Consider the following 25,713-nt stretch of genomic DNA (forward strand, 5'->3'; position numbering starts at 1 on the left):
TCTGATGACCCAAATCGCCATCGTGGCCTATCCCGGATTCACCGCGCTGGACATGATCGGTCCCTACGAGGTGCTGCGCAATCTGCCGGGCGCCGAGGTGCGCTTCGTGTGGCACGAAGCCGGGCCGATCACCGCCGACTCCGGGGTGCTGGTCATCGGCGCCACCCACTCGCTGGCCGAGACCCCCTCCCCCGAGGTGATTCTCGTTCCCGGGGGCCCGTCGACGCCGGTCCATGCCCGTGACGACGCGCTGCTCGACTGGCTGCGCCAAGCCCACCACCGCGCGAGCTGGACCACGTCGGTGTGCTCGGGATCGGTGATCCTCGCGGCCGCCGGCCTGCTGGACGGGCGCCGGGCGACGTCGCATTGGCTGACGGTCCCCGCGCTGAAGGCATTCGGCGCGGTTCCCGTGGCCGACGAACGCATCGTGCACCAGGATGACATCGTCACCAGTGCGGGCGTGTCCGCCGGGCTCGACCTCGCGCTGTGGCTGGCCGGCCAGATCGCCGGCGAACCCCGCGCGAAGGCAATCCAGCTCGCGCTCGAATACGACCCGCAGCCGCCGTTCGACTCGGGTCACATGTCGAAGGCGTCGGCCACCACGAAGGCCGCCGCGACGGCGCTGCTGTCCCGCGACAGCGTGAAGCCCGCCAACGTGAAAGCCACGACCCTGCTCGCCTGGGAGCAGGCGCTGGGCAGGGTCCGGTCGCGGCGCCGCGGGCGGGCAGTCGCGTCCGGTCCGGCAGGTGAGTCAGAAAAAAGCCGGCGACGGTGACAGCGCTTCGCGCGCAAGCACTGTCGCTCCCCGAGGCTAGGCGCCGGGCTGCAGGATGTCGGTGGTGGCGAGTTGGCCGCCGGCCTGCATCCACGCCGCAACGACGCCGGGAGCGTCCCGCTCGGGGTTGTAAATGTCTTCCTCGCTGGAGAACAGCCCGTCGCCGGCGTACACCAGCCGGGTCCAGTTCGGGAACCAGAAGGGTTCGCCGTTCGGATCGGTCGGGTGATCCAGCAGGTTCTTGATCATGACGACGACGGCGTCGTTGTCCTCGTCGTGAGCGACCCAGTCATTGGGAAAACGCATGTGCGGGAAGGGCGCCATCACCGCGACGATCCAGTCGCGGACCGCCTCGCGCCCGTGGAACACGCCGTAGTGGTGCTCGGTGTAGACGACGTCCTCGGTGAAGAGGTCCGCGAACGGCCGCCAGTCGCCCGAAGCGCTGCACCCTTCGACGACTTTGGTGTAGTTGTCGACCGCTTTATCGATTTCCGCCCTGGTGAATTTGCCCATAGCGGACACACTAGAACGTGTTCTGGTTTTGGGTCGCTCCTATGGATGGGGATCTCAGATGAACGTGATGGACTTGTTCCGCCTGCGCGGCAAGAGGGCGTTGGTCACCGGGGCGTCCAGCGGCATCGGCAGGAAAGTGGCCCAGGCCTACCTGCAGGCCGGCGCCGACGTCGCCATCGCCGCGCGCAACGTCGAGGCGCTGGAACGCATCGCCGGCGAGCTGGCGGCGGACGGTGACGGCAAGGTGGTGCCGATCCGATGCGACGTGACCCGGCCCGACCAGGTGACCGGCATGGTGGACCGGGCGATCGCGGAGCTGGGCGGCATCGACGTCGCGGTCTGCAACGCCGGCGTCATCGATGTCGTCCCGATGCTGGACATGTCGCCCGAAGAATTCCGGCGCATCCAGGACACCAACGTCACCGGTGTCTTCCTGACGGCGCAGGCATCGGCCCGGGCGATGGTGGCCCAGGGGCGCGGCGGGGTCATCATCACCACCGCCTCGATGTCGGGCAGCATCATCAACGTCCCACAACAGGTCGGCCACTACTGCGCCTCCAAGGCGGCCGTCATCCACCTGACCAAAGCCATGGCGGTCGAATTCGCGCCGTACAACATTCGGGTCAACAGCGTCAGCCCCGGCTACATCCTCACCGAGCTCGTCGAGCCGTTGACCGAGTATCACCCCCAGTGGGAGCCGAAAATCCCGCTCGGTCGCATCGGCCGCCCCGAAGAGCTCACCGGCCTCTACGTCTATCTGGCCAGCGAGGCCTCCAGCTACATGACCGGTTCGGACGTCGTGATCGACGGCGGCTACACCTGCCCCTAGCCCAGCCGGCTATGGCTCCAGCTCGCCGGATATCCCGCGCTCGAGCTTCGCCTGTGTCGCCGACGGCAACACCAGCAGACCGTCGAGTTCGTTTCGGGCCACGTCATAGGCGCGCTGGCGTTCGTGCGACGCCGCTGCGGGGTCGGCCGCGACCCGTAACAGGCTCTGCGCCCGTGCAATTCGCTGCTGATCCGTCCGGGAGAAATCGTTGCGTCGCCGGCGAATCGCTTCGGCCTCGGCGGCGTTGAACGCGGTGACGTAGTCCTCGACGGCGGCCATGTATCGCGCGGCGCCGTCGCGGTCGTCGAGCAGATCCTCGGCCTTGATGGGGCGCAGGAAGTCGGCCCGCAGCTTGGCTTTGTGGAACGCGATCGTGTGTGCGTCGCGCATGTCGGTCATCAGTGGGAAGTCCAGCAGCTTGGCGACGTCGAGTTCGTACTCGAGCCAGCGCGCGTCGGTTCGGCCGTGCTCGTCGAGAACGCGGCGGATCGAGCGCCACTGGGCGGCCTGATTCACCCCGGCCGCATCCGCGGCGGGCGTCTCGGGTAGTGGTGGCCGGTCGATTTCCCGCGACCGCTCGTCCGTGCGCCGGCGGTAGGCGCCGAACGCGCGCACCGCGGCGACGACCGCGCCCGTCAGCGGCAGGATCAAGATCAACAGCTCCGCCAACCGGAATATCAACCCCACCTGGCCAGGATGCCACCCGCGACGGCCGGCGTTCGGTCAACTCTGCGGGCGCGCCCCGAGCACATCGCGAAACAATGCCTGCCGCAACGCGAGTTCCCGTGGATCGCTCCACAGGTGGAACCCGAGCCGGTTCATGACGTAGGCGAACCCGATGCCGGTATGCGGGTCGGCGCACCCGAAGGACCCGCCGAACCCCGGCGTGCCGAAGGCCCTGTCGGACGAGCCGAACACGAACTGCGGCACCGGCTTACAGAATCCCAGCGAATATGCCACGTCGATGTGCATCACTTTGTCGCGCACGCCGTGGCTCGGCGGAACCGCCGGTGCCATCAGCGCCTCGAGGATGCCCGGGCTCAGCGGAACCTCGGCACCGCCGCGCGCCGCGCCGGCGTACATCCGCGCCACCGACCGGGCGGTGCCGATCCCGTTGGCCGACGGGATCTCGACGGCCCGGACGTCGTCGCGGTTGTAGTCCCCGTCGAACGGGTTGACGCCGCGCGGCACCGCGATGGTGCGCGCCGTCAGGCCGACCGGGTTCAGCGACGCGCCGACAAAGCCAGGGGGCATCACGCCCAGATGCAGCATCGTCTCCGCGCGCGCCCAATTGTGAATATGGGCGATTCGGGCGCGGTCGACCGAATCGGGCAGGCCGATGTGCAGGTCGAGTCCCGCCGGCGCGACGATCTCGTCGGCCAAAAACCGGCCCAGTGTGCGCGCGGCCGGATCTGTCCGGCGGATCAACTCGGACTCGTACCAGCCGAGCGTGATCGCGTGATAGCCGTGCCGGGTGCCCGGCCGCCACGCCGGCACCTGCGCCGCCAGGATCGACGACAGCCGTTGCGGATCGGCCACATCGGCCAGCGTCGGCTTCGGCTTGAGCGCGCAGACTCCGGCCTGATGCGCCAGAAGTTGGCGGACGGTGACGTCGCCCTTGCCGGCCTGCGCGAATTCCGGCCAGTAGTCGGCGACCTTGGCGTCGTAGGAGAGGAGTCCGCGCGACGCCGCCACCGCCACGACCAGGGCGGCGACGCCTTTGGTCGTGGAGAACATGTTCACCATCGTGTCGGCCTGCCACGGATCCTTGGTCAGCCCGTTGCGGTAGCCGCCCCACAGGTCGACCACTTTCACGCCGTCGCGGTAGACGGCGACGGCGGCGCCGACTTCGGCGCCGTCGCGAAAGGTCGCGCGAAAAGCGTCGGCCACCCTGCCGTAGCCGGCCTCCACGTCGCCGCCGATCAAATCCGGCGACACCCTCAACTTGAGAACCATCTCGCGCCTCCGAGTGGAGACTAACCAGTCCGGTTCGTGCGCAGGCCCATTTGAACGTTCGTCCGTCAGCGGACGCCCAGCGTGCCGTCGAGGTATTCCGCCCGGCAGGCCCTGCGGGCCAGCTTGCCGCTGGTGGTGCGTGGGATGGCGCCGGCCGGCAGGAGACGCATGTCCGAGACGGTCAGCCCGTGCCGCTGCGCGACCGCCGCGCGGATCGCCTCGATCGCCGGTTGCGGATCCTGACGGCTGGTGCCGGCGGCGCGTTCGGCGATCACGACGAGCCGCGCGGCATCCGGGTCGTCGCCGTCCGGTGCGGAAACCGCCGTCACGTATCCGCGCCGGACGATTTCCGACGCATCGGCGACGGTGGCCTCGATATGTTGCGGGTAGTGGCTGCGGCCGTCGATCGTCACCAGGTCCGCGATCCGGCCGGTCACGTACAGCTCACCGTCCAGGTACACCCCCAGGTCGCCGGTGCGCAGCCAGGAGCGGTCGGGATCGGCGCCGTCGGCGTGGCTGCCCTCGGCGAGCCGGGATCGCAGCTCGGCACCGAATGCGCGCCGCGTCTCGTCGGGCAGCCGCCAGTAGCCGCGTCCGACGTTGTTGCCCTGTAACCAGATTTCGCCCACCCCCCCGTCCGGCAACTCGGATCCGCTGGCGGGATCGACGATGACGGCCCATTCGCTGCGCGCGACCTGGCCGCACGACACCTGCGCGACGGCGTTGGGATCAACGGCGTCGACGCGTACCGCGTGTCCCGCACCCAGCTTTTCCCGGTCGAAGTACACCGCCGTCGCCTCGGCGGCGGGGGCGATGGTCGCGACGAACAACGTGGCCTCGGCGATGCCGTAGGACGGCTTGAATGCGGTCCGCGGCAACCCGTACGGCGCGAACGCCTTGTTGAAGGTCCTGATCGCATCGATGCTGACGGGTTCGGAGCCGATGATCATCACGACGTTGCGCAGGTCGATGTCCGCGCCGCGGCCGGGCAGGCCGCGCTGCGCGGCCCACTCGTAGGCGAAGTTCGGTGCGGCGGTGACGACGTTGCCCTGCCGCGACCCGTCGGACAGGGCCTGGATCCATCGCTGGGGGCGGCGGACGAACGCGGTGGGAGACATCAGCGTGGAGTGCCCGCCGTAGACGGCTGGGAAGCCGATCATCGACAAACCCATGTCGTGGTAGAGCGGTAACCAGCTGACGCCGTGGGTGTTTCGGTCCAGCAAGTCGATCGACAGGATCATCTGCACCAGGTTGGTGCCTACCGCGCGGTGGGTGATCTCGACGCCGACCGGCGGCCGGGTCGAGCCCGACGTGTACTGCAGGTGTGAGACGTCGTCCATGCCGAGCTCGGTGGGCACGAACGACTCCCCCGCCGAATCGGGTATCTGGTCGACCGCGAGCACCCGCGGCCGGCGCAGGCGCGGGTGGCCGGCCAGAAACTTCTCCACCGCCTCTCGGGCGGGCGCCGTCGTGAGTACGACGGTGGGCTCGGAATCGCGCAGCGCGGTGTCAAGCCGCTCGGCGTGGCCGGGCAGCTCCGGGGCGAACAACGGCACGGCGATGGTTCCGGCCTTGACCGCCGCGTAGAAGGCGGCGACGTAGTCGATGCCCTGCGGCGCGAGGACCGCAACGCGCTCACCGTGACTGGCCGCTTGCTGGATGCGCGCGCCGATGGCCTCCAGCCGGATGCCGAACCGGCTCCATGTCACCTCTTCGGCATCGCCGTCGGCCGAACGGCTGTAGTCGAGGTAGCGATACGCCACGGTGTCACCGACGTTCGCGATGTTGCGGTCGATGAGCGAGATCAGGTTGACCCCGGGCGGCAGCGCGACCCGACCGGCCGCGTCCAGGCAGTCCTCGATCCGAAGTAGACCATCGGCACTTGGGCCGTCCCGCCGCGAACCGCGATCCATAACTGCAGTCTAGGCAAGTCGATGCGACGGGCCCCGTGCGGTGAATCGGCAAACATCAAGAGCGGCGGGCGCATTCGCCGATCCCGGCGGACGTCCGGTCACCGGGCTGACAGCGGCGGTCCACCCGATCCGGCCGACGCCCGGCGTGGGCGGTAGCCTACCGGCGAGCGGCGTCCAGGGCCGTCCGTTGCTACCACCAGGAGTTGTCATGCCGGGCCGGAACTTTTCCTTCGAGATCACCCGCACCAGCAGCGCGCCCCCCGCGACCGTGTTCCGGCTGGTAGCCGACGGCGCCAACTGGTCGCAGTGGGCCAAGCCGATTGTCATGCACTCGAGTTGGGCTCGCCAGGGCGATCCCGCGCCGGGTGGCGTCGGGGCGATCCGCAAGGTGGGCATGTGGCCGGTCTATGTGCAGGAGGAGACGGTCGAGTACGAGCCGGACCGTCGCCACGCCTACAAGCTGGTGGGCCCGGCCACCCCGGCCAAGGACTACGGCGGCGAGGTGGTCCTCACGCCGAACGCGTCGGGCGGGACCGACATCCGCTGGACCGGCTCTTTCACCGAAGGCGTTCGCGGGACGGGCCCGCTGATGCGCGCCGCCATGGGCGGGGCGGTCCGGTTTTTCGCGGGCCGGCTGGTGAAGGCGGCCGATCGCGAATCCACCGGCGGCCGTTAGGTTCTCGCAAGACGCATGACGGCCGCGCACAGCGGCCGCCACGCTTCGAATCACGATTTTACGGGTTGTTGAACTGGTTCTCGTAGGTCTGTTGCTGCTGCATGTCCTGATTGAATTGCTGCTGGGCCTGCTCGTTTTGCTCTTCGGCCTGTTGCATCGACTGCTGTAGCTGCTGTTGATTCAGCTGCTGTTGCAGCTGGGCCTGGTCGTCGTCACCGTCGGCCGCCAGGCGCACCGATCCGGATCCCAGCGTGCTTCCGGGGGTCTGGGGCTGCGCCGCGTCGTAGAGGGCCAGGACGGCCAGGGTCGCGGCGCCCGCGAGAGCGAGGCGCAGTAGTCGCCGGCGGCCTCCGCCGGCGGTCGTGGAGTGAGGGGTCTTGGCGGTCATCCTCCAGGTATGCGCCGCATCCCTAGCTGCCCCCTGGGACCCGCCTGTCGCCTGGATATGAAGCCGCGCGATGGCCGCCACCCCGCCGTGGTCGGGGGCCACGCCGCACCCCGGCGAAATAGGCGGGCCGCGAGGAGAATTCGCGCGGGCAGGTGTGCAGCGCTACTTCGCGTCGACCTCGTCCTGGTACTTCCTGGTCATGTGCGCCACCGCGTCCAACTGCGACTGCGCGAGGTTCTCCCGGGCCTGGCCGGCGCGCGCGGCGGCGTCCAGCGTCGGCTGCGCCTGCCCCTGGAAGTGCGGCATCACTTCGGCGGCGAACAACTCGGCCGACCGCCGGGTGGCGGCCGGGTTGGCCCACTCGTGACCCATCTGCAGCATGCAGCCGAAACCGCCGGACTGATCCCACAACCGCTGCACCTGTTCGCGCGCCCGCTCGGGCGTGCCGATCACGCCCGCCCCGTTCTCGTTGATGACGTCGATCATTTCGTCGAGCTGCTCGCCGGGCATCGTCATCTGCGGGAACGCGGCCACCTTCTGGAAGTACCGGAACCACGGCTCGATGCCGAACTTGACCTCTTCACGGGCCTGCTTCTCGGTCTCGGCGAGGTGGAACAGCCCGACCAGGCTCCAGTTCTTGCGGTCTACCTGCGTGCCGAAGGCGGCGGCGCGCTCCTCGACGATGCCCCAGTGGTAGGACAGTGCATTGAAGCCCTCGACCGTCAGCGTTGCGCCGATGGACAGCAGGCCGATGCCGTGCTTGCCGGCCAGCCGCGCGCCCGTCGGCGACGCGACGGCCGCGACGGACAGCGGGATCCCGCCGTCGGAGTACGGGGCAAGCTGCAGCTTGGCATCGAAGAGTTGGTGGGTTGCGGTCTTGGCGCTGACGGTCTCTCCCGCCAGCAATCGCGCGACGATGTCGAGGTTGGTTTCCAGCAGCTCTCGTGTGTCGGTAGGGGTGAGTCCGATCATCGACGAGTCGCTGGGCAGCGAGCCGGGCCCCACTCCGCCGATAATGCGTCCGTGCGTCAGGTGATCCAGCAGCATCAGCCGGTCCGCGACCCAGAGCGGGTTGTGATACGACAACGAGATGACCCCGGTGCCGAACCGGATCCGCTTTGCCCGTTCTGCGGCGGCGGCGATGAAAATCTCTGGGGAACTGATGATTTCGCTGCCGGCCGAATGGTGTTCGCCCAACCACACTTCGTCGAAGCCGAGGGCGTCGAGGTGCTCGACGAACGCCAGATCTCGCTGCAAGGCCAGCGTCGGGTTGGTGCCCGCGCGGTGGAACGGGGCGATGAAGTATCCGAACCTGAGCTTCGACATTGAAGTCCCTTTGCATCCGAGTTGCGGAGAACCATAACTCGGATCGCGGGCTCGCCCTAGGCCCCAGAGAAGGGATCAGCCGGTGGGGCCAGGTAATCCCGGCCCCACCGGCTAGGGAAACAAGTCTTCGTGGTTCGTTTCAGCGCCTGCTCAACACGGCTCGGCGATCAGTAGCCGCCGCAGACGTTGCCGACGCAACCGCCACCGCCGCCCGGTCCGCCGCCGCCACCGCCGACGCCGGGAATGCTGCCGCCGCCTCCGCCGGGACCGCCGCCACCGGTCGGGCCGCCGGGCACACCGCCGCCGCCTCCGCCGGGACCGCCGCCGCCATTCGGGCCGCCTGGCTCGCCGCCGCCGGGGGCAGTGGTTGGCGCAACGCTGGACGACGGGGTGGTCGTCGGAGTGGTGGTGCTGCTCGGGCCGCCTTTATGACCGCCGCCGCAGGCGACCGACAGCACGAGCATCGCCGCACCGCCGAACAGCGCGATCGTCGTCCTCGGTCCAGATCTCATCAGATCCCCAATCTCCACTTGCGCCACTTCGCCCCGCCCACTTTTTCTTACCCCCGGGGGTGGCCGCGCAAACAGATTTCGGCGCCGAGATTGCGCCAGAAGAAGATGGCCCATCACTCCGGTGTGATGGGCCATCGCGAACGGTGAACGGTCAGCAGTTAGCTCCCGGGATGCAACCGGCGAGCGTGGCGATGTGCACGCCTGGCCCGGGTGTGCCGGGCTGCGTCGTCGTGACACCGGGTGACGGATGCGGTGCCATCGTCGATGCGCTGCCCGTCGGGCTAACACCGTCGGCACCGAATCCGACCGTCAAAACAACCGCTGCCGCACCACCGAACATGGCGATCGCCTTCGTGATCGGGGTTCTCATCAGGCGCTCCTGTCTGTTCGGGTGTGTTTGTTAAATCTGACTGCGCATTTGTTACAAGCTAATTCTACACTTGGGCAACTGTTCGCAAGGTAAATTTTTGACATCGGGCGCGGTGGCGAAACGACGCGGGCCGGACACGCGCGCGACGCAGCGGCGCGAGCGGGGCCCGCGCCACCCCGCGAAAGCGTGTCGGCCTGCGCCGATGGCAACGGTGAGCGTCCGCCCCGCTGGTCGACGGGGCGGCCGCTGTGGATCCGCTGGCTAACTTTCTTTGGTGATCAGCTTGCGCAGCGCGACCCGGTCGGGCTGCAGCAGCTCGGCGATGCGGGGCCGGTTCACCTCGGCAACGATGATCTCGCCGACCTCCTGGTAGACCTCGCTGAAGATGCCGTGCGATTTCATCTTCGCGGTCTGATATTGGTTGTCCTCGGTCGGCGTCACATAGATCACCGCGTCGGCCTTGAAGCGGTTGACCAGCCAGAGGTGGATCAGCGTCATCAGCCGCTTCTGCCGGAGCTTCTCAGCGAAGGTGTTCTGGTCGCGCACCTGAAGGATGCTGCGGCCGTGCCGGTCCTTGATCGGGTCGACGACGACGTTGGCCAGCTGCTCGTCGTCGTTGCCGTAGATGCCCAGCTCGAGCACGTCCGAGCCGGCCCGCCGGGGCCGCAGTTGCACACGGAGTTTCTCGCCGAGGTTGTAGTTCTCGCTCCACATCGCCAGCCACTCCTCGAGCAGCTTCTTCGGCACCTCGGTCTGCACCAGGTGCTGGTGCTGGGTCGAGCCCTCGCCCATCGCCTTGGTGGTCGCGGTCCGGCCCGAGGAGGCGGTCAGCGCCGCGTCGCTGCGCGGCCCGCCGACCAGGGTTTGCGGTGTGCGATAAGGCGATTCGACCAGCCGCATCTTGCGCTGCAGGCGGGCCAGCGCCAGCATGCCGTCTTGTTGCAACGAGGTGGCGAACTCCTCGGCCGCGACGCCGTCGATCTGGTGGCCGCCGTAGGTGATGAAGTTGAAGACGAAGCCCATCTTGCCCAGTTCCTCGGGGAACTGCTTCATCTGCTCGTCGGTCATGCCGGTGGTGTCCCAGTTGAACGACGGCGACAGGTTGTAGGCCAGCATCTGGTCGGGGAACTCGGCGTGGATGGCGTCGGCGAACTGCTTGGCGTCGGCCAGGTCGGCGGTCTTGGTCTCCATCCAGAGGATGTCGGCGAACGGCGCGGCCGCCAGTGATTTGGCGATCGCGTACGGGATGCCGCCGCGGATCTGGTAGTAGCCCTCGGGGGTCTTGGACAGCTCGCAGTCCCAACCGGGGTCGACGCCCAACTCCTTCGCCTTGGTCTTGGCGGAGTACAGCGACGCACGCGCCGCGAAAGCGCGCCACTCCTCTGCGCTCATGTCGGCCGGCTCGCCCTCGCTGGCATCGAATTCGAGCACGTCGGCCACGGCCTCGCCGTAGGTCATCAGCCCGGCATCATCCTCCCAGGCCGCCACGAACCGCGACTCGACCTGGTCGAACAGGTCGTCGATCGACTTCTCACCGTTCTCGCGCCACGCGTTGACGGCGTCGGAGATCACGCCCTGAATGCCCTGCCGCTCGAGCCAGGCGCCGGCCTCGGCGTACTCCCCCTCGGGCAGCGCGTAGAGCAGGTGACCGTTGAGGTCCTTGACACCCAGCTCGTAGAAGCGGCGCACCATCGCCAGGAAGCACGACTTGTACGACGGGATGTTCAGGTTGGTGGCGCCGAGCAAGAACGGCTGGTCGCGCTCGTCGGCCCGGCTGTCCAGCAGGTTGGCCGCCTCGGCATCGGTGCGGGCGACGATGATGCCCGGCACCTTCATGATGTCGAGCTGGAAGCGCGCGGCGTTGAGGCGTTTGATCTGCTCGTCCGACGGCACCAACACCTTGCCACCCTGGTGGCCACACTTCTTCGTGCCGGGGCGCTGATCTTCGATGTGGTACCCGGGCACGCCGACCTCGACGAACCGGCGGATCAGGTTGCGCACGTGCGGGTCACCGCCGTGGCCGGTGTCCGCGTCGGCGATGATGAACGGCCGGTAGTCGTATTGCGTGGCGGTGGCCCGCTGCTGCTCGCTCATGTTCAGGCGCTGGTATTGCTGGTTGCGGTCGGCGGTCAGCAGCGCGCGCACCAGCACCGCGGCGTCGTCGGGCACCTGACTCAGCGGGTAGCTGGCGAGGTCGGGTCCGGGATCCTCGGTGGTGGAGCCCTTGGCGGACGTCGCCCAACCACCCAGATAGATCCCCTCGATGCCCATGCGCTTCATCGCGACGGCCTGGCCGGGCGAGTACGGGCCGAACGTGGTGATGCTCTTCTTCTCGGCGAACAGCTCGCGCAGCCGCTCGTAGAAGGCGGCCGCCGCGTTGCGGGCGACGGTGTAGTCGGTGGGGATGGTGCCCCGCTGCTCGGCTACCTGGCGGGCCGTGAAGAGGCGCGTGATGCGAGAAAAGCGCGGGTCGTCGAAGTATTGCTGCGTGGCAGCGACCTCGTCGTCAAACGATGGCCGGACTTGCGTGTCCCTGTCGATGATCGCCATGTCTTCCGCTCCTCTGCAGCACGAGTCCACTGAACGTGAGTCTATCCCCGGGAACGGCAGTTCAATCAGGGGTCGCAGGACTCGAGCCAAAACTGTTGCCGCAGCCAGTACTTGCGAGAGCTTTCGGCGACGGGCCGGTGTATCGGTGGGGGTGGTCTCCCTGCCCGTGACGCTCGCCGACCGGGATGGCGCGCCCTAGTGGGACGTCAATGCCTTGGGAGACAATACTTTTCGGTGCCGTGTCGATCAGGGGGCGGCTGCGCGGCGGGTCAGCCAGTCCCGCTGGCGCCGGACGAACCCCGCGTCGACGACGCCGCCATGGCCCGGGACGTAGATCGCTTCGGGGCCACCGATCGCCAGCAGCCGGTCCAGGGTCGCGGGCCAGGCCGCGACATCGGAGTCGTCATCGATCGCGGGGTCGCCGGACTCCTCCACCAAGTCACCGGTGAACACCACGACCCGCTCGCCATCGTCGGCCCCAGGCGCGACCACCACCAAATCCGACGCGGTATGGCCACGGCCGAGGTGGGCGATCGCCGCCGTCCGGTCCCCCAGGTCGACGACGGCGTCGTAACCGCCGCTGTGGGCGGGCCGCAGGGCGGCGATCGCCGCCTCTACCTCGGCGGGGTCGGCGCCATGCCGCAGGGCGTCCTCGCGGAGCTGGTCGGTTGCCGAGGAAAGGTGTTGAGCCACCTCGGGGGCACAGTGCACCCGCGCCCCGGTGAACAACGACGAACCCAGCACATGGTCGAAGTGCTTGTGCGTCAAGACAATATGGTTCACCGGGCGCCCGGCGAGCAGCCGGACGTCGGCGTCGATCGCGGCCGCCTCGGTGAGCGTGGTTCCGGTGTCGACGAGCAACGCCCCGTCACTACCGCAAACCAGCCCGATGGTAACGTCGCACAACGGGAGCCGGCAGCGATGCACACCGCCGCTCAGTCGTTCCCAGGCGAGATGCACACCCTCCGAAGGTAGCGGCGCCCGCGCCCGTCACCGCCATTTCTCCAGCGTCATTGTGTCGGAAATAGTTGACATGTCGGGTATATCCGACATATGTTGGCGGATGTGGCCAGCGTCGACCGTGTATTTCTCGCCTTGGCCAACCCGGTGCGGCGCGAACTGCTGGAGATCCTTTTCGACCAACCGCTCTCGGCGGGCGAACTCAGCCAACGGTTCGAGCTGAGCCGGCCCGCGGTCGCCGAGCACCTCAAGGTGCTGCGTGAAGCAGGGCTGGTGGCCGACCAGCCGCACGGGCGCCATCGCATCTACCGCCTGACCGCGGAGCCGTTGGCGCAGCTCGGTGAGTGGCTGCATCCCTTCGAAAAGTTCTGGCGCGCTCGACTGACCAAGCTCGCCGAGGTGGCAGAGGAGCTGAAATGACCGAAACGTCACGCTTCGCGACAATCCGGGTGGATCAATTCGTGGCGGCGCCACCGGCCAAGGTGTGGCGATTGCTGACCGAACCCGCGCTGATGAAGCTGTGGTGGGCCGAGGGGCAGGTGGCCGCGGTGGTCGGGCATCGGTTCACTCTCGACATGCCGGGCTACGGCAAGCAGCCGTGCACGGTGCTCGAGGTCGACCCGCCGCATCGGTTCGTCTACACGTTCACCGCCGCCTGGACACTGACCTGGCGATTGGAAGCCGAAGGCAACGGTACCCGAGTGTTCTTGGAACACAGCGGCTTTGACCTCGACGACAATCGCATGGCGCAGGCGTTCGAGCGGATGGGGCCGGGGTGGCGCGACGTCGTCCTGCCCCGGCTCGCTCGGATCGGCGCCCAACCAGGTCCCTGACGCGCCGTGCGGCTGGTTTCGAGCCGCACCGCACTGGCTATTTCCCCGGCATGGCTATCACCGATTCCCGCGAAGTCGTCATCGAGGCGACGCCCGACGAAATCCTGGACGTGCTGTTCGACATCGAGTCGCTGACCGAGTGGTCGTCGGCCCACAAGATGGTCGAAGTGCTCGAGCGCGACGACCAGAATCACCCGACCAGATCTCGCCAGGTCGTCAAACTCGTCGGGGTCAGCGACGAACAGGAGCTGGCGTACACCGTTCACGACGACGGCGTGGGCTGGACCCTGATCAGCGCCAAACAGCAACGCGCTCAGGAGGGTCGGTACACGCTGACGCCCGAGGGCGACTCCACCCGGGTTCACTTCGAGCTGACGGTGGACCTGGTGGCGCCCGTGCCCGGGTTCCTGGTCAAGAAGGGCGCCAAGAGCCTGATGGACACGGCTACCGAGGGGCTGCGCAAGCGGGTGCTCGAAGTCGAGAAGCGCGGCAAGTAACATGACCGCGCCCGGGTGAAAATCGGGTCCTTCCCCACCGCGGGCGCGCGAGTCAGACTGTTATGCATGGAATCGACGCCGGGCACGCTTCACCAAATCGCGGCGATCATCGGTGCGCTGGCGATCACGCCGGGGCTGGCCGGCTGCGGCGGCCAAGGTCATAGCCACCAGACCACACCGTCGACGCCGAAGATCACCACGCTCGGCCGCACGGCGCCCAACGCGCCCGCGGACGGGCCGCTGACGATCAGCAGCCCGGCTTTCGCCGACGGTGCGCCGATTCCGGTGCAGTACACCTGCAAAGGCGCCGACATCGCGCCGCCGCTGGCCTGGTCGGCGCCGCTGGGTGCGGCCCTCGTCGTCGCCGACCCCGACGCCGTCAACGGCCTGTACATCCACTGGGTCGTCGTGGGGATCGCCCCGGGCTCGGGCAGCACCGCCGACGGTCAGACCCCGGCCGGGGCGACCACCCTGCCGAACACGGCGGGCCAGCCCGCGTACAAGGGGCCCTGTCCCCCGGCCGGATCCGGCATGCATCATTACCGGTTCACCCTCTACCAGCTGCCCAACGACTATCAACTGCCCGGCGGCCTGGCCGGTGTTCAGGCGGCGCAGACGATCGCCGGTGCTGCGACCGCACAGGCGCAGCTCACCGGAATGTTCGGCGGCTGAACGCGAGCGGGCCCGCCATGCCAACACAACCGACGTTAGACCTAACGCAGGCAATACAATTCGCCCAGCTCGTCAATGCGACCTACGGGACGCCGCCCGGCGACCTGACGAACAAGGCCGGTCAGGCCTTGAGCGCAGGCGGCGTCGACTACACCGTGGTCACCACGATCTACGCCAACGATCTGGCGACCGACATGAACCCGGCCCGCGCCCTCGACGAAGTGTCCATTGGGCTGATCTGCCAGGAGGACAAGACGGGCGACGTCGCGATCGCAATCCGCGGCACCGAGGGATGGCTGGAATGGATTCACGACGCCGACTTTCTCCAGGTGCCATGCCCGTTCCTGGCCGGCGCAGGCCACACAGAAGACGGCTTCACCGACATGTACGAGTCCCTGCGGACCGGAACCGCGCCGGGTTCGCCGACTGTGGTCGACGCGCTCGGGAAACTTACGTTCGCTCAACCCGTCGGCTCGGTGACAATCTGCGGGCACAGCCTGGGAGGGGCACTCGCGACACTGCTCGCCCTTGACGTAGCCGCGAACACAACGCTTACCAACCCCGCCGTTTACACCTACGGCAGCCCACGGACCGGCGATTCGCTGTTTGCGGCCACCTTCGACCAGGTAGTCAAAAACTCCTGGCGCGTGGCAAACCGGCTGGACATCGTCCCCGCGCTGCCCCCGCCGCTCGACTACGAGCACGTGCTCAATCCGGTCGAGCTCAACCCGGTCCGGTTAGTGCCGTTTCCGCCCGAGGTCCTGGTCAAATACACGGTGTCATGCGAACATTCGCTCGCGACCTACCTGTATCTGTTGTCACTGCAATCCGGTGGCCCCGCACTTCCCCTGGAAGCCGCATGCAAACCCTGACAACTCAGGACGCGTCGTCGAGCACCTGATAGGCGGCGTTGTAACCCGGGGTGAAGGTGATGCCCGGTCCGCCGTGGCATCCGGCGCCGGCCAGGTACAGGCCCTCGATTCCGATGGGCATATCGAGGAAGCCCTTCGGGCCGGGCCGGTTGGGACCCATCAGGTCGGGGTGCAGCAGCCCGTGGCAGAAGTCGCCCGATGGCGCGCCGAACATGGTGTTCATGTGGTAAGGCGCGAACGTGATGTGGCGTATGACGATGTCCTTGAAGTTGGGTGCCAGGCGGGTGATCTTGTCGATAACCCGTTGCGCCATCTCGTTTTTGAGATGCCCATGCTGGTCGCGGCTGACCTCGATCGGGAACGCGTAGGCGAACGCGCTCGCCGCGTGCTTGCCGGGCGGCGCCATGCCGGGGTCGTGCACCGACGGGATCTGCATTCCCATCGACGGGTTGTCCGGAACGATCCCCCGCCGGCAGTTTTCCCAGTGCAGCTGCTGGGATTCGGGCGATCCGAAGATTCCGACCGACTGTTGCATTCCGTCGGCGTTGAGGAACTCATACGGCGGGGCGAATTCGGGCAGCCCATCCAGGGCGAAGTGGATCTGCACGAACGAGGCCCGGTGGTCGCGGCCGGAGACGCGTGAGACCAGCTGTACCGGAACGTGTTCGGGCGCAATCATTTCGGTGAGCGTGATATCCGGCGACAGGTTGGACACCACGATGGGCGCCGAGATCGTCGATCCGTCGCGCAGTCGCACACCGGTCACCTTGCCGTGGTCGACGAGGATCTCCTCGGCCTTGGTGCGAAACCGGATCTCGCCGCCGTGGGCGACGAAGAGCTCGCGCAGGTGTTCGGTGAGTGCGCCGATGCCGCCCTTCAGCTTCGTCATCATCGCGGTGCTGTCGTCGGGCACCGCCAAAGCAAAGGCCAAACAGGTCGCGCTGCCTGGTGTGTACGGGCCGCGGTAGGTCGAGTTGACGGCCAGGAATGCCAGCATTCCGCGCATGACCGCGTGCTTGTCTTTGTCGGGCAGGTAGCGGTCGATCACGTCCATGGCCGAGCCGAACAGCATCTCGTGAATCGCCCGGCGTTCGGCGTCGTCGGTCGCGCAGGCGTACATCTCATCGAGCGTCTTGGGCGGCCGGCGGACGTCGAACCGGCCCAGCGCCTTCGCCGGCCCCTGACTCCAGCCGATCAATTCGGCCATGCCGGTGACCGCCTCGAGGCCGTGCCTCTCGCTCAGATGCGTCATCAGCCGCATCGGGTCGCGGTAGAAGATCATCGGCTCTTCCCCGTGTTCGCCGATATTGATGGACATCACGTCCGGCTCCACCGCCGGCAGCGTGTCCAACCCGAGGTCCTTGGTGAGCTGGCTGGCCATCGGGAACTGCACCGAACCGGCGATCTCGTACCGGAAACCGTCGATCAACTCGACGGTCGCGGCCATGCCGCCCGCGTAAGTGTTGGCCTCCAGGCAGGCAGTGCGCAGGCCCGCGCGTTGCAGGATCGCCGCGGCGGTCAGCCCGTTGTGCCCGGCGCCCACCACGATTGCGTCGTACTCGGTGTTGGTCATGATGTCGGCCCTCGCCTCCGTCGGGTGATCGCATTGCCCAGAATATGTCAGTACTGACATAATTGAAAGATGTCAGTCGTGACCCGTTCGCCTGGGATACGATCACCGCTGAGATGACCGCCCCGGGCAACCGTCATGAACAACGACGACGATCGACGCATGAGGCACTTCGCCAAGCGGCGTTGAAGAGCTTTGCCCACAAGGGGTTTGCGAACGTCACCGTGACCGAGCTGGCCCGCGAGGCCGGTGTCACCGAACGCACCTTCTTCCGGCACTTCCCGACCAAGGAAGCAGTGCTCTTCCAGGACTACGAAACCCAGTTGGAGTGGCTGGCCGAAGCGCTCGCCCAGCGGCCGGCCTCGGAATCACTGTTCGACGCGGTGCTGGCCAGCGTCGCCGCATTCCCGCACGACCTCGAAGTGGTGCGCCAGGCCGCGACCGCCCGGGCCGAGCTGATCAGCGCCGAGCGGATCGCCGGTCACCTGCGGGTCGTGCAGTCGTCGTTTGCCCGCGTGCTCACCGACTTCGTCAGGGGACGCAATCCGGATCTGCCGAACATCGACCTGGCCGCCGAGGTCGCGGGTTCCACGATTGCCGCGGCTCTCGTTGCGGCAGTGGAGAATTGGGGACGTAGAGGTTGTTCCGGCGACCTCGGCGCAGACGTGAGCGCGAGTTTGGATCTGGTGCGTTCCGGTCTGGCGTCGCTCGCCTGACGGTTCGAGCCCCCGGCGACGATCCGTCATCAGTCGGTCGCGGCGTCCACGGCCGCCTCGATGAAGCGGCGCAGCACGGGTGCGTTGGCCCGCTTCAAAAACGCCAGTGAGACGGGAATGTCGGGGGCGCCCCGCAGCGCGACGAACCGCACGCCCGGGTGGATGTTGCGTCTGACGGCGACGTCGGGAATCACCCCGATGCCCCGGTCGGCGGCGACGGATTCGATCCATTCATCGAAGTTCGTTGTCTCGACCACGGTTTCGGGCCCCGCACCCGCGGGCCACGACCAGGGTCCGGTCGTGCCGCTGGCGGTGTTCACCACCAGCGGCCACCGTGGCACCTCGGCCCAGTCCAACTTCGCCCGCAACGCAAGGGGCGAATGAACGGAACACACCGCCACGCGTGGCTCGTCGAAAAGGTGCACGATCCGAACGGAGGTCGAGGTGACTTGCCCGCGCACCAGCGCAACGTCGACCCTCCCCTGCTGGACGGCCCCGAGCGCGTCGTCGGTGCGGATCAGGCTGACCCTGGTCTGCGCGGCCCGCTCGAATCGCGCGACGGTGTCCTGCGCCCACGGGTCGGGCAGCAGCCAGCTGAACCCGAGGCGAATGCTCGCCTGTTGCCGGACGGCGTCCACACCGCGGCCCAATTCGGCGAGGACGCGTTCGACGTGGTCGAGGAAGATGCGCCCGGCCTGGGTGGTCGCCACGTGTCGCGAACTCCGGTCCAACAGCGTCGCTTCGAGCGCGTCCTCGAGCTGCTGGATGGTTCTGCTCAGCGCGGGCTGGGTGATGCTGAGTTCCTGGGCGGCCTGTGTGAACGATGCGAGGCGTGCCACCGCTTCGAATGCCCGCAGGTGGCGTAACTCGACTCGGCCGGCCTGCACCACGTCCATGCCTGATGAGCATAGATGCCCTACACAAGGCATTTCACGCGGGATTTCCGCGGACCTACCGTCGGTTGCAACGGATGCGCAATCCGCGCGTTCTTCGTAGGAGGAAAAATGCCGCTGTTGTATGTCGACCTCGTCGAGGGCCGTTCGCCGTCGGAGGTTCGCGCGCTGCTGGACGCGATCCACGAGACGGTGGTTGAAGCGTTCGGTGTCCCGGAGCGGGATCGCTACCAGGTGGTGCACACCCACCCGGCACACGAGATCGTCACGCTGGATACCGGTCTCGGCATCGATCGTTCGTCTCGTCAGGTGGTCTTGCACGTGGTGAGCCGGCGACGTCCGCGCGAGCTCAAGCAGAAGTTCTATGAGTTGCTTGCGTCCCGTCTCGCGGACCGCTGCGGGCTCGACCCTGCCGACCTGATCGTCTCGGTCACCGAAAATGACGACGAGGACTGGTCTTTCGGCCACGGTAGGGCGCAGTTCCTCACCGGTGAGCTCAAGTGAGCGCGATTGGTTTGACGACGCGGCTCACCGAGCTGTTCGGCATCGAGCAGCCGGTCGTGCTCGCGCCGATGGCGCTGGCCTCAGGGGGCCGGCTCGCGGCGGCGGTGACGAAGGCGGGCGGTCTGGGCCTGATCGGCGGCGGCTACGCCGACGCCGATTGGCTGCAAACCGAGATCGACCGCGCCGACGGTGCCCGGGTCGGATATGGCTTCATCACCTGGAGCCTGGCCCGAAACCCGGGGGTGCTCGACCTGGCGCTGGAGCAGCGGCCGGCGGCCGTGATGTTGTCGTTCGGCGAGCTGCGACCTTTCGCCGACCGCGTTCACGCTGCCGGCGTCCCGCTGCTCGCGCAGGTGCAGACCCTCGATCAGGCAGGCCAGGCCTTGGACGCCGGGGCGGAAGTCATCGTGGCTCAGGGCGGCGAGGCCGGCGGCCATGGCATGAGCGTGCGGTCGACCTTCACCCTGGTGCCCGAGGTCGTCGATTTCGTGGCGGACCGCTCGCCCGACACATTGGTGGTGGCCGCGGGCGGCGTGAGCGATGGTCGCGGGTTGGCCGCCGCGCTGGCACTGGGTGCCGATGGCGTGGTCGTGGGAACCCGGTTCTGGGCGACGCCGGAGGCGCTGGTCTCACCGCGCGCGCAGCAACGCGCTGTGGCAGCCGGCGGCGACGAGACGGTGCGCACCCGCGTCTATGACCTTGTGCGCCGCCTCGAATGGCCCGCCGGATACAACGCGCGGGCGCTGAGCAACGCCTTCCTGGACACCTGGCACGGCAACGAGGCCGGGCTGTCGGCACAACTGCCCGAAGCGATCAGCACCTACGAAAAAGCCGTCGGTGCAGAGGATTTCGACACCGCCGCCATACTGATCGGCGAGGGGGTGGGCCGCATACGCGAAGTCCGTCCGGCCGCCGACATCGTCGCCGACATGGTCGGCGACGCCAAGCGCATCCTGAATCGGTCCGGAGGATCCGCAGCTCAGTAAAGGGGCGACCAGTCCGAGGTGCGCAACAGCCGGCTTTCCCATTGATCGCGGAACTTCAAAGCGTCGAACATGTAGCTGCCCGGCGCCCGGTGCTCGGGCGGGATCTCCTTGGTGAGCAGGTGGACGAGCGCCGCGTAGTTGTTGGAGTCGTCAATCCGTTGCCAGAGCATCGCTTCTCGCCGACGATAACTCCCGTGCGCGACCTGAAAGCAGGCCTGAATATCAAGGATTCGCATCCGTTCCGGTGCCCGAGACAGCGGCCGGTAGTAGATCTCGTCCCAGGAGCGGATGTAGTCGTCGAGCGGCGCGTAGGGCCACCCGGTGTCTTCCATGAACAGTGCCAGGGGGTGAGTGGAGCCATCGGTGGGCACGGTCGCCAAGTCCACGGTCTGAAGCGGTGACCAGGAGACCGGCAGCAGGATTTTGCCGCTCACTTCGTGGCGCAGGTCGTCCAGCTCGCGCATCCAGGGCCGGAGGTCACCGCTCTGCGCGCGGCGGACAAGCTTCTCCCAGGCCGCGCCGTCGGCGATTCCGGTGATCGTGACCACGTTGTACGACAGCCCGGACCCGTGGGCGTGGTTGGTGTACCAGAGCAATCGCGCGTCGCCCTCCTTGGCCAAGGTCGGCATCCAGCCATCCCTGTAGGCGGCCTCGAAGTCGTCTTGGCGCGCACCGACCACTTTGTGGGTCTCGTGAAGGAACAGCATTGGAACTCCCAGGGTTTCAGGCGTTCGTCGCAATCAGCGCGGCGAGCTCGCGGCGGTTGATTTTCCCGGTTGAGTTGTAGGGGATGTTGTCCACGATCGCCAGCCGCTCGGGCAGCTTGAAGTAAGCGATCAAGTCACGACAGTGCGCGCGCAGCTCCTCGAGAGTGACTGGGGCGCATACCACAACCGCGGCCCCCACCTGTTGGCCGAGCTCCTCGTCAGCGACGCCGATAACCGCGACATCGCGCACCGCCGCATGGGAACGCAGCGCCTCCTCGACTTCGGTCGGGCCGAACTTCTCTCCCCCGCGGTTGATGGTGTCGCTCAGCCGGCCACTGGGGAAGATGTATCCGTCGGAGTCCTGGCGAGCGAGATCGCCGGTGCGCAACCAGCCCGCGATGACGTTCTGGGTAGTGTTCACCCACAACTCGCCGACTGTTCCGATTGCGACGTCGCTTCCCGTGTCGGGATCCACGACGCGCACCTCGACTCCGGGGAGCGGTCGCCCGACGGAGCCCGCGCGAGCGGGATCTCGGTGATCGTCAGGCATCAGTGTCGTATACGCGCCGAGGGTCTCGGTCTGACCGAATACGTTGGCGAAGGCCACATGCGGAAGCGCGGTCATCGCCCTGCGCACCAAACTGACGGGCGCGGCGGCGGCCCCGTAGGCGATGGCCACCAGCGACGTCAAATCCGTTCCCGCGAAGTCGGGATGGTCGATGATGCGCTGCAGCATCGTCGGCACCATGAACGTGGTCGTCACGCGGTGCTGTGACACCAGCCGTAGCCACTCGCCGGCGTCAAATCGCTGCTGAACCACCGAGGTATTGCCGGAGTACAAGCTGCCGAGGATGCCCAGCGCGCCCCCGACATGGAAGAACGGGACGCACATCATCCCCACCGACGGCTTGGCCTGCGCGCGAAATGGCGCCGCCATGCCTTTGATTCGTCTGGTGAGCTGCGCGCTGGTGATGCCGACGGCCTTGGGGAGTCCGGTTGTCCCGCTGGTGAAAAGGATCAAGGCGTCCCGGTCGTCGACAGCGTCGACGGCTTCGTCGCCGGGCCCGACGGTGATCGCGGCGAGGTCCGCGACGGTCAACACCGTGGGTACGCCGGCTTCGCGGAGCCGGTCGGCGTAAGTCGCGCCCGCCACAGCCACGCCGGCGCAACCGGCGTTGTCGAGAAGCCTGCGTATCTCCGGCGGGGTCAGCGCGGGGTTCATCAGCGCGGCCGCGGCACCTATGCGCGCTGCTCCGAGCAAGGTCGCGATCGACAACAGGCTTCCGCCGTCGAGGACGGCGACACGCTGGCCGCCCCGCACCCCAGCGGCGGTCAGGCCGGCAGCGCACTGGCGGACCGTATGCGCCACTTCGCTGTAACTGATGGGCTGCCCATCGACGATCAGCGCGGTCCGGGCGGGATCGCTGGTTTCGGCGGTGTCAAGGATCGTCCCGATGTTCATAGGTGCCTGTTCAGTACAAGGGTGACCACGCGGAGGTGCGCAACAGCCGGCTGCTCCACTGGTCGCGCAGGTCCAGAGCGTCATGCATCCAGGTTCCCGGCGCGCGGTACTCAGAGGGAATCCGGGTTCGGAGGAGTCCGAGGAGTTGCTCGGGTCGCTGGATGCGCTGCATCAGGATGACCTCGCGCCGAAGGTGGCTACCCAGAGCGGGCTGGAAAGCCGCCTGGATCGTTAGCATTGCGGAGGGCCGTTCGAGGCCTGGGGCATACACATCGCTGCAGAGGTCGATGTATTCCTCGAGCTTGTCTTGGTAGGGCCACATGGTGTCTTCCATGTAGAGGCTCAGTTCGTGTTTCCGCCCGTCGACCGGGAGTTCGTGGAACATCACGTTCTGCATCGGCGACCACGGAAGCGCTACCAGCAGTTTGGCCTCGACGTCGTACCGCAGTTCGTCCAGTCCGCGCATCCAGGTCTGTAGATCGCCTCCTTGGACCCGGAGTGCAAGGCGCTCCCATGCCGACCCGTCCCGGACGGCGGTGACGGTGACGACGGTGTAGGACGGGCCACTGCCTTGGGCGTGGTCGGCGTACCACAGCAGCCGCGCATCGTCGCCGGCGGCGAGCTTGGGCATCCAGCCGTCCCGGAACGCGGCCTCGAAGTCGTCTTCGTGGCGGCCCCGCACTTTATGCACCTCGTGCATGAACAGCACGCCGAGACGGTAACTCCAAACCGATTGTCCGGTCTATGCCTGGCCTCGACGACCACGATCTGGTTTGCTCAGCTCAGTACGTCTCTTCACCGGGCAGGAGTTCGCTGATGGCCCGTCTCAACGTGCCGGATGGCCCCGGCGGCGAAGCCGCCATGATCTGGAGTCTGCGGCCGCAACTCGGCGACATGGTCGAACACATGATCCGCGGCGCCTATCAGCAGAGCATCCTTCCGGCCGACGAGCGGGAGCTGGCCCGGATGCGCATCGCACAGATCAACGACTGCATGGCTTGCGCGGATTTTCGTGCCCAGTCGGTGCTGGACGCCGGTGTGTCACCCGAGCTGTACGACAACGTCGCCGCGTACGCCAGCTACCCGGGATACACGCCGCGCCAACGCCTTTGCATCGAGTACGCCGAGCGCTTCGCCACCGACCACGCGTCTCTGGATGACGCCTTCTTCCAACGACTTCGGGAGTTGTTCTCCGACGAGGAGATCCTGGATCTCACGCTGTGCGTTGCCGTCTTTCTCGGCCTGGGGCGCTCGCTGAGCGTGCTGGGCGTCGACCAGTCCTGCGCCATCGACCTTCTGACGACTCGGAAGGAACTAATGGACATCGCCACCGTCGACGAACTGCTGAGCACCACGCGGTCGGTTCGCAAACGCCTCGACCTGACCCGCCCGGTGAGTCGCGAGGTGATCCTGGAGTGCATTCAGCTGGCGATGCAGGCGCCGACGGCCAGCAACACGCAGGACTGGCGCTGGCTGGTGATCACCGATGCGGACAAGCGAGCCGCGATCGCCGAGATCTACCGCAGCATCGGCGCGCAATACCTGGCGTACGCGGCCGACAACGCGACGGATCCTCAGACGCGGCGGGTGTACCAGAGCGCGATGAGCCTGACCGAGACGCTGGCCGACGTGCCGGTGCACGTCATCCCGTGTATCGAACAGCGCATCGACGGCGCCGAATTGGGCATCGCCGCCGCGGCCTGGGCCTCGATCATCCCGGCGGGCTGGAGCTTTCTGCTGGCGCTGCGGTCGCGAGGGCTGGGATCGGTGTGGACGACGATGCATCTGTTCAAGGAGCAGGAGGTCGCCGAGTTGCTCGGCATTCCGCCCACCGTCACGCAGGCCGCGCTGTTCCCCGTCGCATACACGATCGGCACCGACTTCCGGCCGGCCAAGCGGCCCCCCGCCGAGACCATCACGCTCTGGAACAAATGGATACCGGCTGATGGAGAAGGCTGATGCAGTCCTACACCGTGCGATTCCACATCGACGCTCCACCGCGGAAGGTCTGGCGGGTGCTGCATCCCCCGGCGCCACCGAACGCCCCACGCCCGCGGGTGCTCACCTGGCCCACCGGCAGCATGGAAATCCTCAACGAGGGCAACGAAGCCGGTGAGGGCCTGGTCCGCACCTGCATCTTCGAAGTGCCCAAATACCTGCTGACCGGCGGCAGGGCGCGATCGTGGGAAACGGTGACCGAGGCAGAACTCAACAAGCTGTCGCGCTACGTGGCCGTCGGCGCCCCGCTGTGGTCGCGCGCCGAGGGCTATCACCGGCTCGAAGAGCAGCCCGACGGCACCACGGTGCTGACGTTTCACGAGACCTATCACGCCTACAACCCGGTACTGCGCTTCTTCCTCGAACGCCCGGTGCACGCGAAGATTTCCCGCGACAACCTCGAGACCTACGAGCACGCGCTCGGTTACGCGGGCCGAGTGCGGCGGCTCTCCTAGGCGGTATTTGCGGCAGGGCCGATTTCACAACGATATGAATTAGGTTCTTGACCCCGGTACCCTCGGTGTCTATGGGTGGAGTACCTACTGCGGCAAGGTTGGTTGCTGCGAGCCTGATGGTCGCGGGCTGGGCCGCGTCCACCGTAGTCGCCAACGCCGATCCGGACGAGACACCGGGGCCGGCACCGGGGGCAGCGGCGTCACCGGCGCCGGGCGCCTCACCGGCGCCCGCCGGGCCGAAGACGTCCATCGACAAGGACGGCATCTACGCGGTGGGAACGGATATCGTGCCGGGCATCTACAGCTCCGGGGGCCCCGTCGACAACGGCACCTGCTACTGGAAGCGGACCAGCAACCCCGACGGCGCCCTGATCGACAACGCGATGTCCAAGAAGCCGCAGGTAGTGCAGATCGACCCCGGCGATAAGGCGTTCAAGACCTCGGGCTGCCAGCCCTGGCAGCTGACGCCGGACGCCGTTCCGCCTTCGACCGCGCCGCCGGCGGGTGTGCAGGGCACGCTCGGCATCCTCAACAGCCTGCTGGGCGGTCAGCAGCAGGCGCGGCCGGCCTCACCGGCCCCGCAAGCGCCGGCGGCTTCACCGGCGCCGCAAGCGCCGGCGGCTTCACCGGCGCCGCAAGCGCCGGCCGCCTCACCGGCTCCGCAGGCGCCGGCCGCGCCGGCGACCTCGGCGGCCCCGCAGGCACCGGCGACCTCGCAGGCCGCGCATTCCTGAGCCGCCTCGAGAGCACTCGACGCTGACCCCGGCGCAACGCGCCACG

Annotated in this window: 28 protein-coding genes and 2 pseudogenes; 15 read left to right on the top strand and 15 right to left on the bottom strand. The window is 67.5% G+C overall.

Annotated features, from left to right (window positions below):
* Window positions 1-4 precede the first annotated feature (4 nt).
* On the top strand, window positions 5-775 hold the full coding sequence (locus tag MTY59_RS20875) for a DJ-1/PfpI family protein (RefSeq protein ID WP_221042841.1): 771 nt from the start codon (window positions 5-7) through the stop codon (window positions 773-775).
* Between the two features lie 36 nt (window positions 776-811).
* Here MTY59_RS20875 and MTY59_RS20880 read toward each other — a convergent pair whose 3' ends face one another.
* The gene (locus MTY59_RS20880) at window positions 812-1,288 is read right to left on the bottom strand and encodes a nuclear transport factor 2 family protein (protein WP_221042842.1); all 477 of its coding nucleotides are present in this window, start codon (window positions 1,286-1,288) and stop codon (window positions 812-814) included.
* A gap of 58 nt (window positions 1,289-1,346) precedes the next feature.
* On the opposite strand from MTY59_RS20880, the gene MTY59_RS20885 reads away from it, so the two are divergent.
* Window positions 1,347-2,117 carry an SDR family oxidoreductase gene (locus tag MTY59_RS20885; RefSeq protein ID WP_221042843.1) on the top strand — a complete coding sequence of 257 codons (771 nt, stop codon included), beginning with the start codon at window positions 1,347-1,349 and terminating at the stop codon, window positions 2,115-2,117.
* A 9-nt stretch (window positions 2,118-2,126) separates the two neighbouring features.
* Here MTY59_RS20885 and MTY59_RS20890 read toward each other — a convergent pair whose 3' ends face one another.
* From MTY59_RS20890 to MTY59_RS20900, 3 genes are all read right to left on the bottom strand, one after another.
* The gene (locus MTY59_RS20890) at window positions 2,127-2,804 is read right to left on the bottom strand and encodes a hypothetical protein (protein WP_221042844.1); all 678 of its coding nucleotides are present in this window, start codon (window positions 2,802-2,804) and stop codon (window positions 2,127-2,129) included.
* A 36-nt stretch (window positions 2,805-2,840) separates the two neighbouring features.
* Window positions 2,841-4,073: a serine hydrolase domain-containing protein gene (locus MTY59_RS20895; protein ID WP_221042845.1), complete on the bottom strand. Its 1,233-nt coding sequence runs from the start codon at window positions 4,071-4,073 to the stop codon at window positions 2,841-2,843.
* A gap of 65 nt (window positions 4,074-4,138) precedes the next feature.
* Window positions 4,139-5,986 carry a fatty acyl-AMP ligase gene (locus MTY59_RS20900; protein ID WP_221042846.1) on the bottom strand — a complete coding sequence of 616 codons (1,848 nt, stop codon included), beginning with the start codon at window positions 5,984-5,986 and terminating at the stop codon, window positions 4,139-4,141.
* A 208-nt stretch (window positions 5,987-6,194) separates the two neighbouring features.
* On the opposite strand from MTY59_RS20900, the gene MTY59_RS20905 reads away from it, so the two are divergent.
* Window positions 6,195-6,662: an SRPBCC family protein gene (locus MTY59_RS20905; protein ID WP_064881324.1), complete on the top strand. Its 468-nt coding sequence runs from the start codon at window positions 6,195-6,197 to the stop codon at window positions 6,660-6,662.
* Between the two features lie 58 nt (window positions 6,663-6,720).
* On the opposite strand, the gene MTY59_RS20910 is transcribed toward MTY59_RS20905, so the two are convergent.
* The 6 genes from MTY59_RS20910 to MTY59_RS20935 form a co-directional block, all read right to left on the bottom strand.
* Window positions 6,721-7,050 (bottom strand): hypothetical protein, encoded by a 330-nt coding sequence (locus tag MTY59_RS20910; RefSeq protein ID WP_221042847.1) that lies wholly within the window; start codon window positions 7,048-7,050, stop codon window positions 6,721-6,723.
* A 162-nt stretch (window positions 7,051-7,212) separates the two neighbouring features.
* A complete protein-coding gene (locus tag MTY59_RS20915; protein WP_221042848.1) occupies window positions 7,213-8,376 on the bottom strand; it encodes an LLM class flavin-dependent oxidoreductase in 1,164 nt (387 codons plus the stop codon).
* A gap of 167 nt (window positions 8,377-8,543) precedes the next feature.
* On the bottom strand, window positions 8,544-8,888 hold the full coding sequence (locus MTY59_RS20920) for a hypothetical protein (RefSeq protein ID WP_221042849.1): 345 nt from the start codon (window positions 8,886-8,888) through the stop codon (window positions 8,544-8,546).
* A 151-nt stretch (window positions 8,889-9,039) separates the two neighbouring features.
* Window positions 9,040-9,258: a hypothetical protein gene (locus tag MTY59_RS20925; RefSeq protein ID WP_221042850.1), complete on the bottom strand. Its 219-nt coding sequence runs from the start codon at window positions 9,256-9,258 to the stop codon at window positions 9,040-9,042.
* 261 nt (window positions 9,259-9,519) lie between these two features.
* Window positions 9,520-11,808 (bottom strand): isocitrate lyase ICL2, encoded by a 2,289-nt coding sequence (aceA, locus tag MTY59_RS20930; RefSeq protein ID WP_221042851.1) that lies wholly within the window; start codon window positions 11,806-11,808, stop codon window positions 9,520-9,522.
* A gap of 246 nt (window positions 11,809-12,054) precedes the next feature.
* A complete protein-coding gene (locus MTY59_RS20935) occupies window positions 12,055-12,768 on the bottom strand; it encodes an MBL fold metallo-hydrolase (RefSeq protein ID WP_221042852.1) in 714 nt (237 codons plus the stop codon).
* Between the two features lie 93 nt (window positions 12,769-12,861).
* On the opposite strand from MTY59_RS20935, the gene MTY59_RS20940 reads away from it, so the two are divergent.
* The 5 genes from MTY59_RS20940 to MTY59_RS20960 all read left to right on the top strand — a co-directional run bounded on the left by MTY59_RS20940 (window position 12,862) and on the right by MTY59_RS20960 (window position 15,642).
* On the top strand, window positions 12,862-13,188 hold the full coding sequence (locus tag MTY59_RS20940) for an ArsR/SmtB family transcription factor (RefSeq protein ID WP_221042853.1): 327 nt from the start codon (window positions 12,862-12,864) through the stop codon (window positions 13,186-13,188).
* Window positions 13,185-13,601, top strand: a complete 417-nt coding sequence (locus tag MTY59_RS20945; protein WP_221042854.1) for an SRPBCC family protein — start codon at window positions 13,185-13,187, stop codon at window positions 13,599-13,601. The genes MTY59_RS20940 and MTY59_RS20945 overlap by 4 nt, the downstream gene beginning before the upstream one ends.
* A gap of 50 nt (window positions 13,602-13,651) precedes the next feature.
* Window positions 13,652-14,098 (top strand): SRPBCC family protein, encoded by a 447-nt coding sequence (locus tag MTY59_RS20950; protein ID WP_221042855.1) that lies wholly within the window; start codon window positions 13,652-13,654, stop codon window positions 14,096-14,098.
* 66 nt (window positions 14,099-14,164) lie between these two features.
* Window positions 14,165-14,770 (top strand): YbhB/YbcL family Raf kinase inhibitor-like protein, encoded by a 606-nt coding sequence (locus tag MTY59_RS20955; protein WP_221042856.1) that lies wholly within the window; start codon window positions 14,165-14,167, stop codon window positions 14,768-14,770.
* A gap of 17 nt (window positions 14,771-14,787) precedes the next feature.
* On the top strand, window positions 14,788-15,642 hold the full coding sequence (locus MTY59_RS20960; RefSeq protein WP_221042857.1) for a lipase family protein: 855 nt from the start codon (window positions 14,788-14,790) through the stop codon (window positions 15,640-15,642).
* A 4-nt stretch (window positions 15,643-15,646) separates the two neighbouring features.
* Here MTY59_RS20960 and MTY59_RS20965 read toward each other — a convergent pair whose 3' ends face one another.
* Entirely contained in the window at window positions 15,647-17,215 is a 1,569-nt protein-coding gene (locus MTY59_RS20965) for a phytoene desaturase family protein (protein WP_221042858.1), read from the bottom strand.
* 113 nt (window positions 17,216-17,328) lie between these two features.
* Between MTY59_RS20965 and MTY59_RS20970 the strand changes: the two genes are divergently transcribed.
* The gene (locus MTY59_RS20970) at window positions 17,329-17,928 is read left to right on the top strand and encodes a TetR/AcrR family transcriptional regulator (protein WP_221042859.1); all 600 of its coding nucleotides are present in this window, start codon (window positions 17,329-17,331) and stop codon (window positions 17,926-17,928) included.
* A 29-nt stretch (window positions 17,929-17,957) separates the two neighbouring features.
* On the opposite strand, the gene MTY59_RS20975 is transcribed toward MTY59_RS20970, so the two are convergent.
* Window positions 17,958-18,824 (bottom strand): LysR family transcriptional regulator, encoded by an 867-nt coding sequence (locus tag MTY59_RS20975; RefSeq protein ID WP_250160616.1) that lies wholly within the window; start codon window positions 18,822-18,824, stop codon window positions 17,958-17,960.
* Between the two features lie 108 nt (window positions 18,825-18,932).
* On the opposite strand from MTY59_RS20975, the gene MTY59_RS20980 reads away from it, so the two are divergent.
* Complete coding sequence (locus MTY59_RS20980) at window positions 18,933-19,325, top strand: tautomerase family protein (RefSeq protein WP_221042860.1); 393 nt, start codon at window positions 18,933-18,935, stop codon at window positions 19,323-19,325.
* 5 nt (window positions 19,326-19,330) lie between these two features.
* Entirely contained in the window at window positions 19,331-20,311 is a 981-nt protein-coding gene (locus tag MTY59_RS20985; protein WP_221046564.1) for an NAD(P)H-dependent flavin oxidoreductase, read from the top strand.
* Here the strand turns inward: MTY59_RS20985 and MTY59_RS20990 are convergent.
* Genes MTY59_RS20990 through MTY59_RS21000 form a run of 3 tightly spaced genes read right to left on the bottom strand, consistent with a single transcriptional unit; the run spans window position 20,305 to window position 23,180 of the window.
* Window positions 20,305-21,018, bottom strand: coding sequence for a hypothetical protein (locus MTY59_RS20990; RefSeq protein ID WP_221042861.1), 714 nt, complete (start codon window positions 21,016-21,018; stop codon window positions 20,305-20,307). The genes MTY59_RS20985 and MTY59_RS20990 overlap by 7 nt on opposite strands.
* A 16-nt stretch (window positions 21,019-21,034) precedes the next feature.
* Complete coding sequence (locus MTY59_RS20995; protein ID WP_221042862.1) at window positions 21,035-22,480, bottom strand: class I adenylate-forming enzyme family protein; 1,446 nt, start codon at window positions 22,478-22,480, stop codon at window positions 21,035-21,037.
* A gap of 10 nt (window positions 22,481-22,490) precedes the next feature.
* On the bottom strand, window positions 22,491-23,180 hold the full coding sequence (locus tag MTY59_RS21000; RefSeq protein ID WP_250160890.1) for a hypothetical protein: 690 nt from the start codon (window positions 23,178-23,180) through the stop codon (window positions 22,491-22,493).
* Between the two features lie 161 nt (window positions 23,181-23,341).
* On the opposite strand from MTY59_RS21000, the pseudogene MTY59_RS27745 reads away from it, so the two are divergent.
* The 4 genes and pseudogenes from MTY59_RS27745 to MTY59_RS21020 all read left to right on the top strand — a co-directional run.
* Window positions 23,342-23,596 (top strand): annotated as a pseudogene (locus MTY59_RS27745) (carboxymuconolactone decarboxylase family protein); the annotation flags it as partial.
* A 201-nt stretch (window positions 23,597-23,797) separates the two neighbouring features.
* Entirely contained in the window at window positions 23,798-24,439 is a 642-nt protein-coding gene (locus MTY59_RS21010; protein ID WP_221046565.1) for a nitroreductase family protein, read from the top strand.
* Entirely contained in the window at window positions 24,439-24,933 is a 495-nt protein-coding gene (locus tag MTY59_RS21015) for an SRPBCC family protein (protein ID WP_221042864.1), read from the top strand. Before MTY59_RS21010 ends, MTY59_RS21015 begins: the two co-directional genes overlap by 1 nt.
* Before the next feature lie 71 nt (window positions 24,934-25,004).
* Window positions 25,005-25,478: pseudogene (locus MTY59_RS21020) on the top strand (Rv1352/Rv1906c domain-containing protein); the annotation flags it as partial.
* Window positions 25,479-25,713 lie beyond the last annotated feature (235 nt).

The organism is Mycobacterium senriense, assembly GCF_019668465.1.
GTDB classification, from domain to species: Bacteria; Actinomycetota; Actinomycetes; order Mycobacteriales; family Mycobacteriaceae; genus Mycobacterium; species Mycobacterium senriense.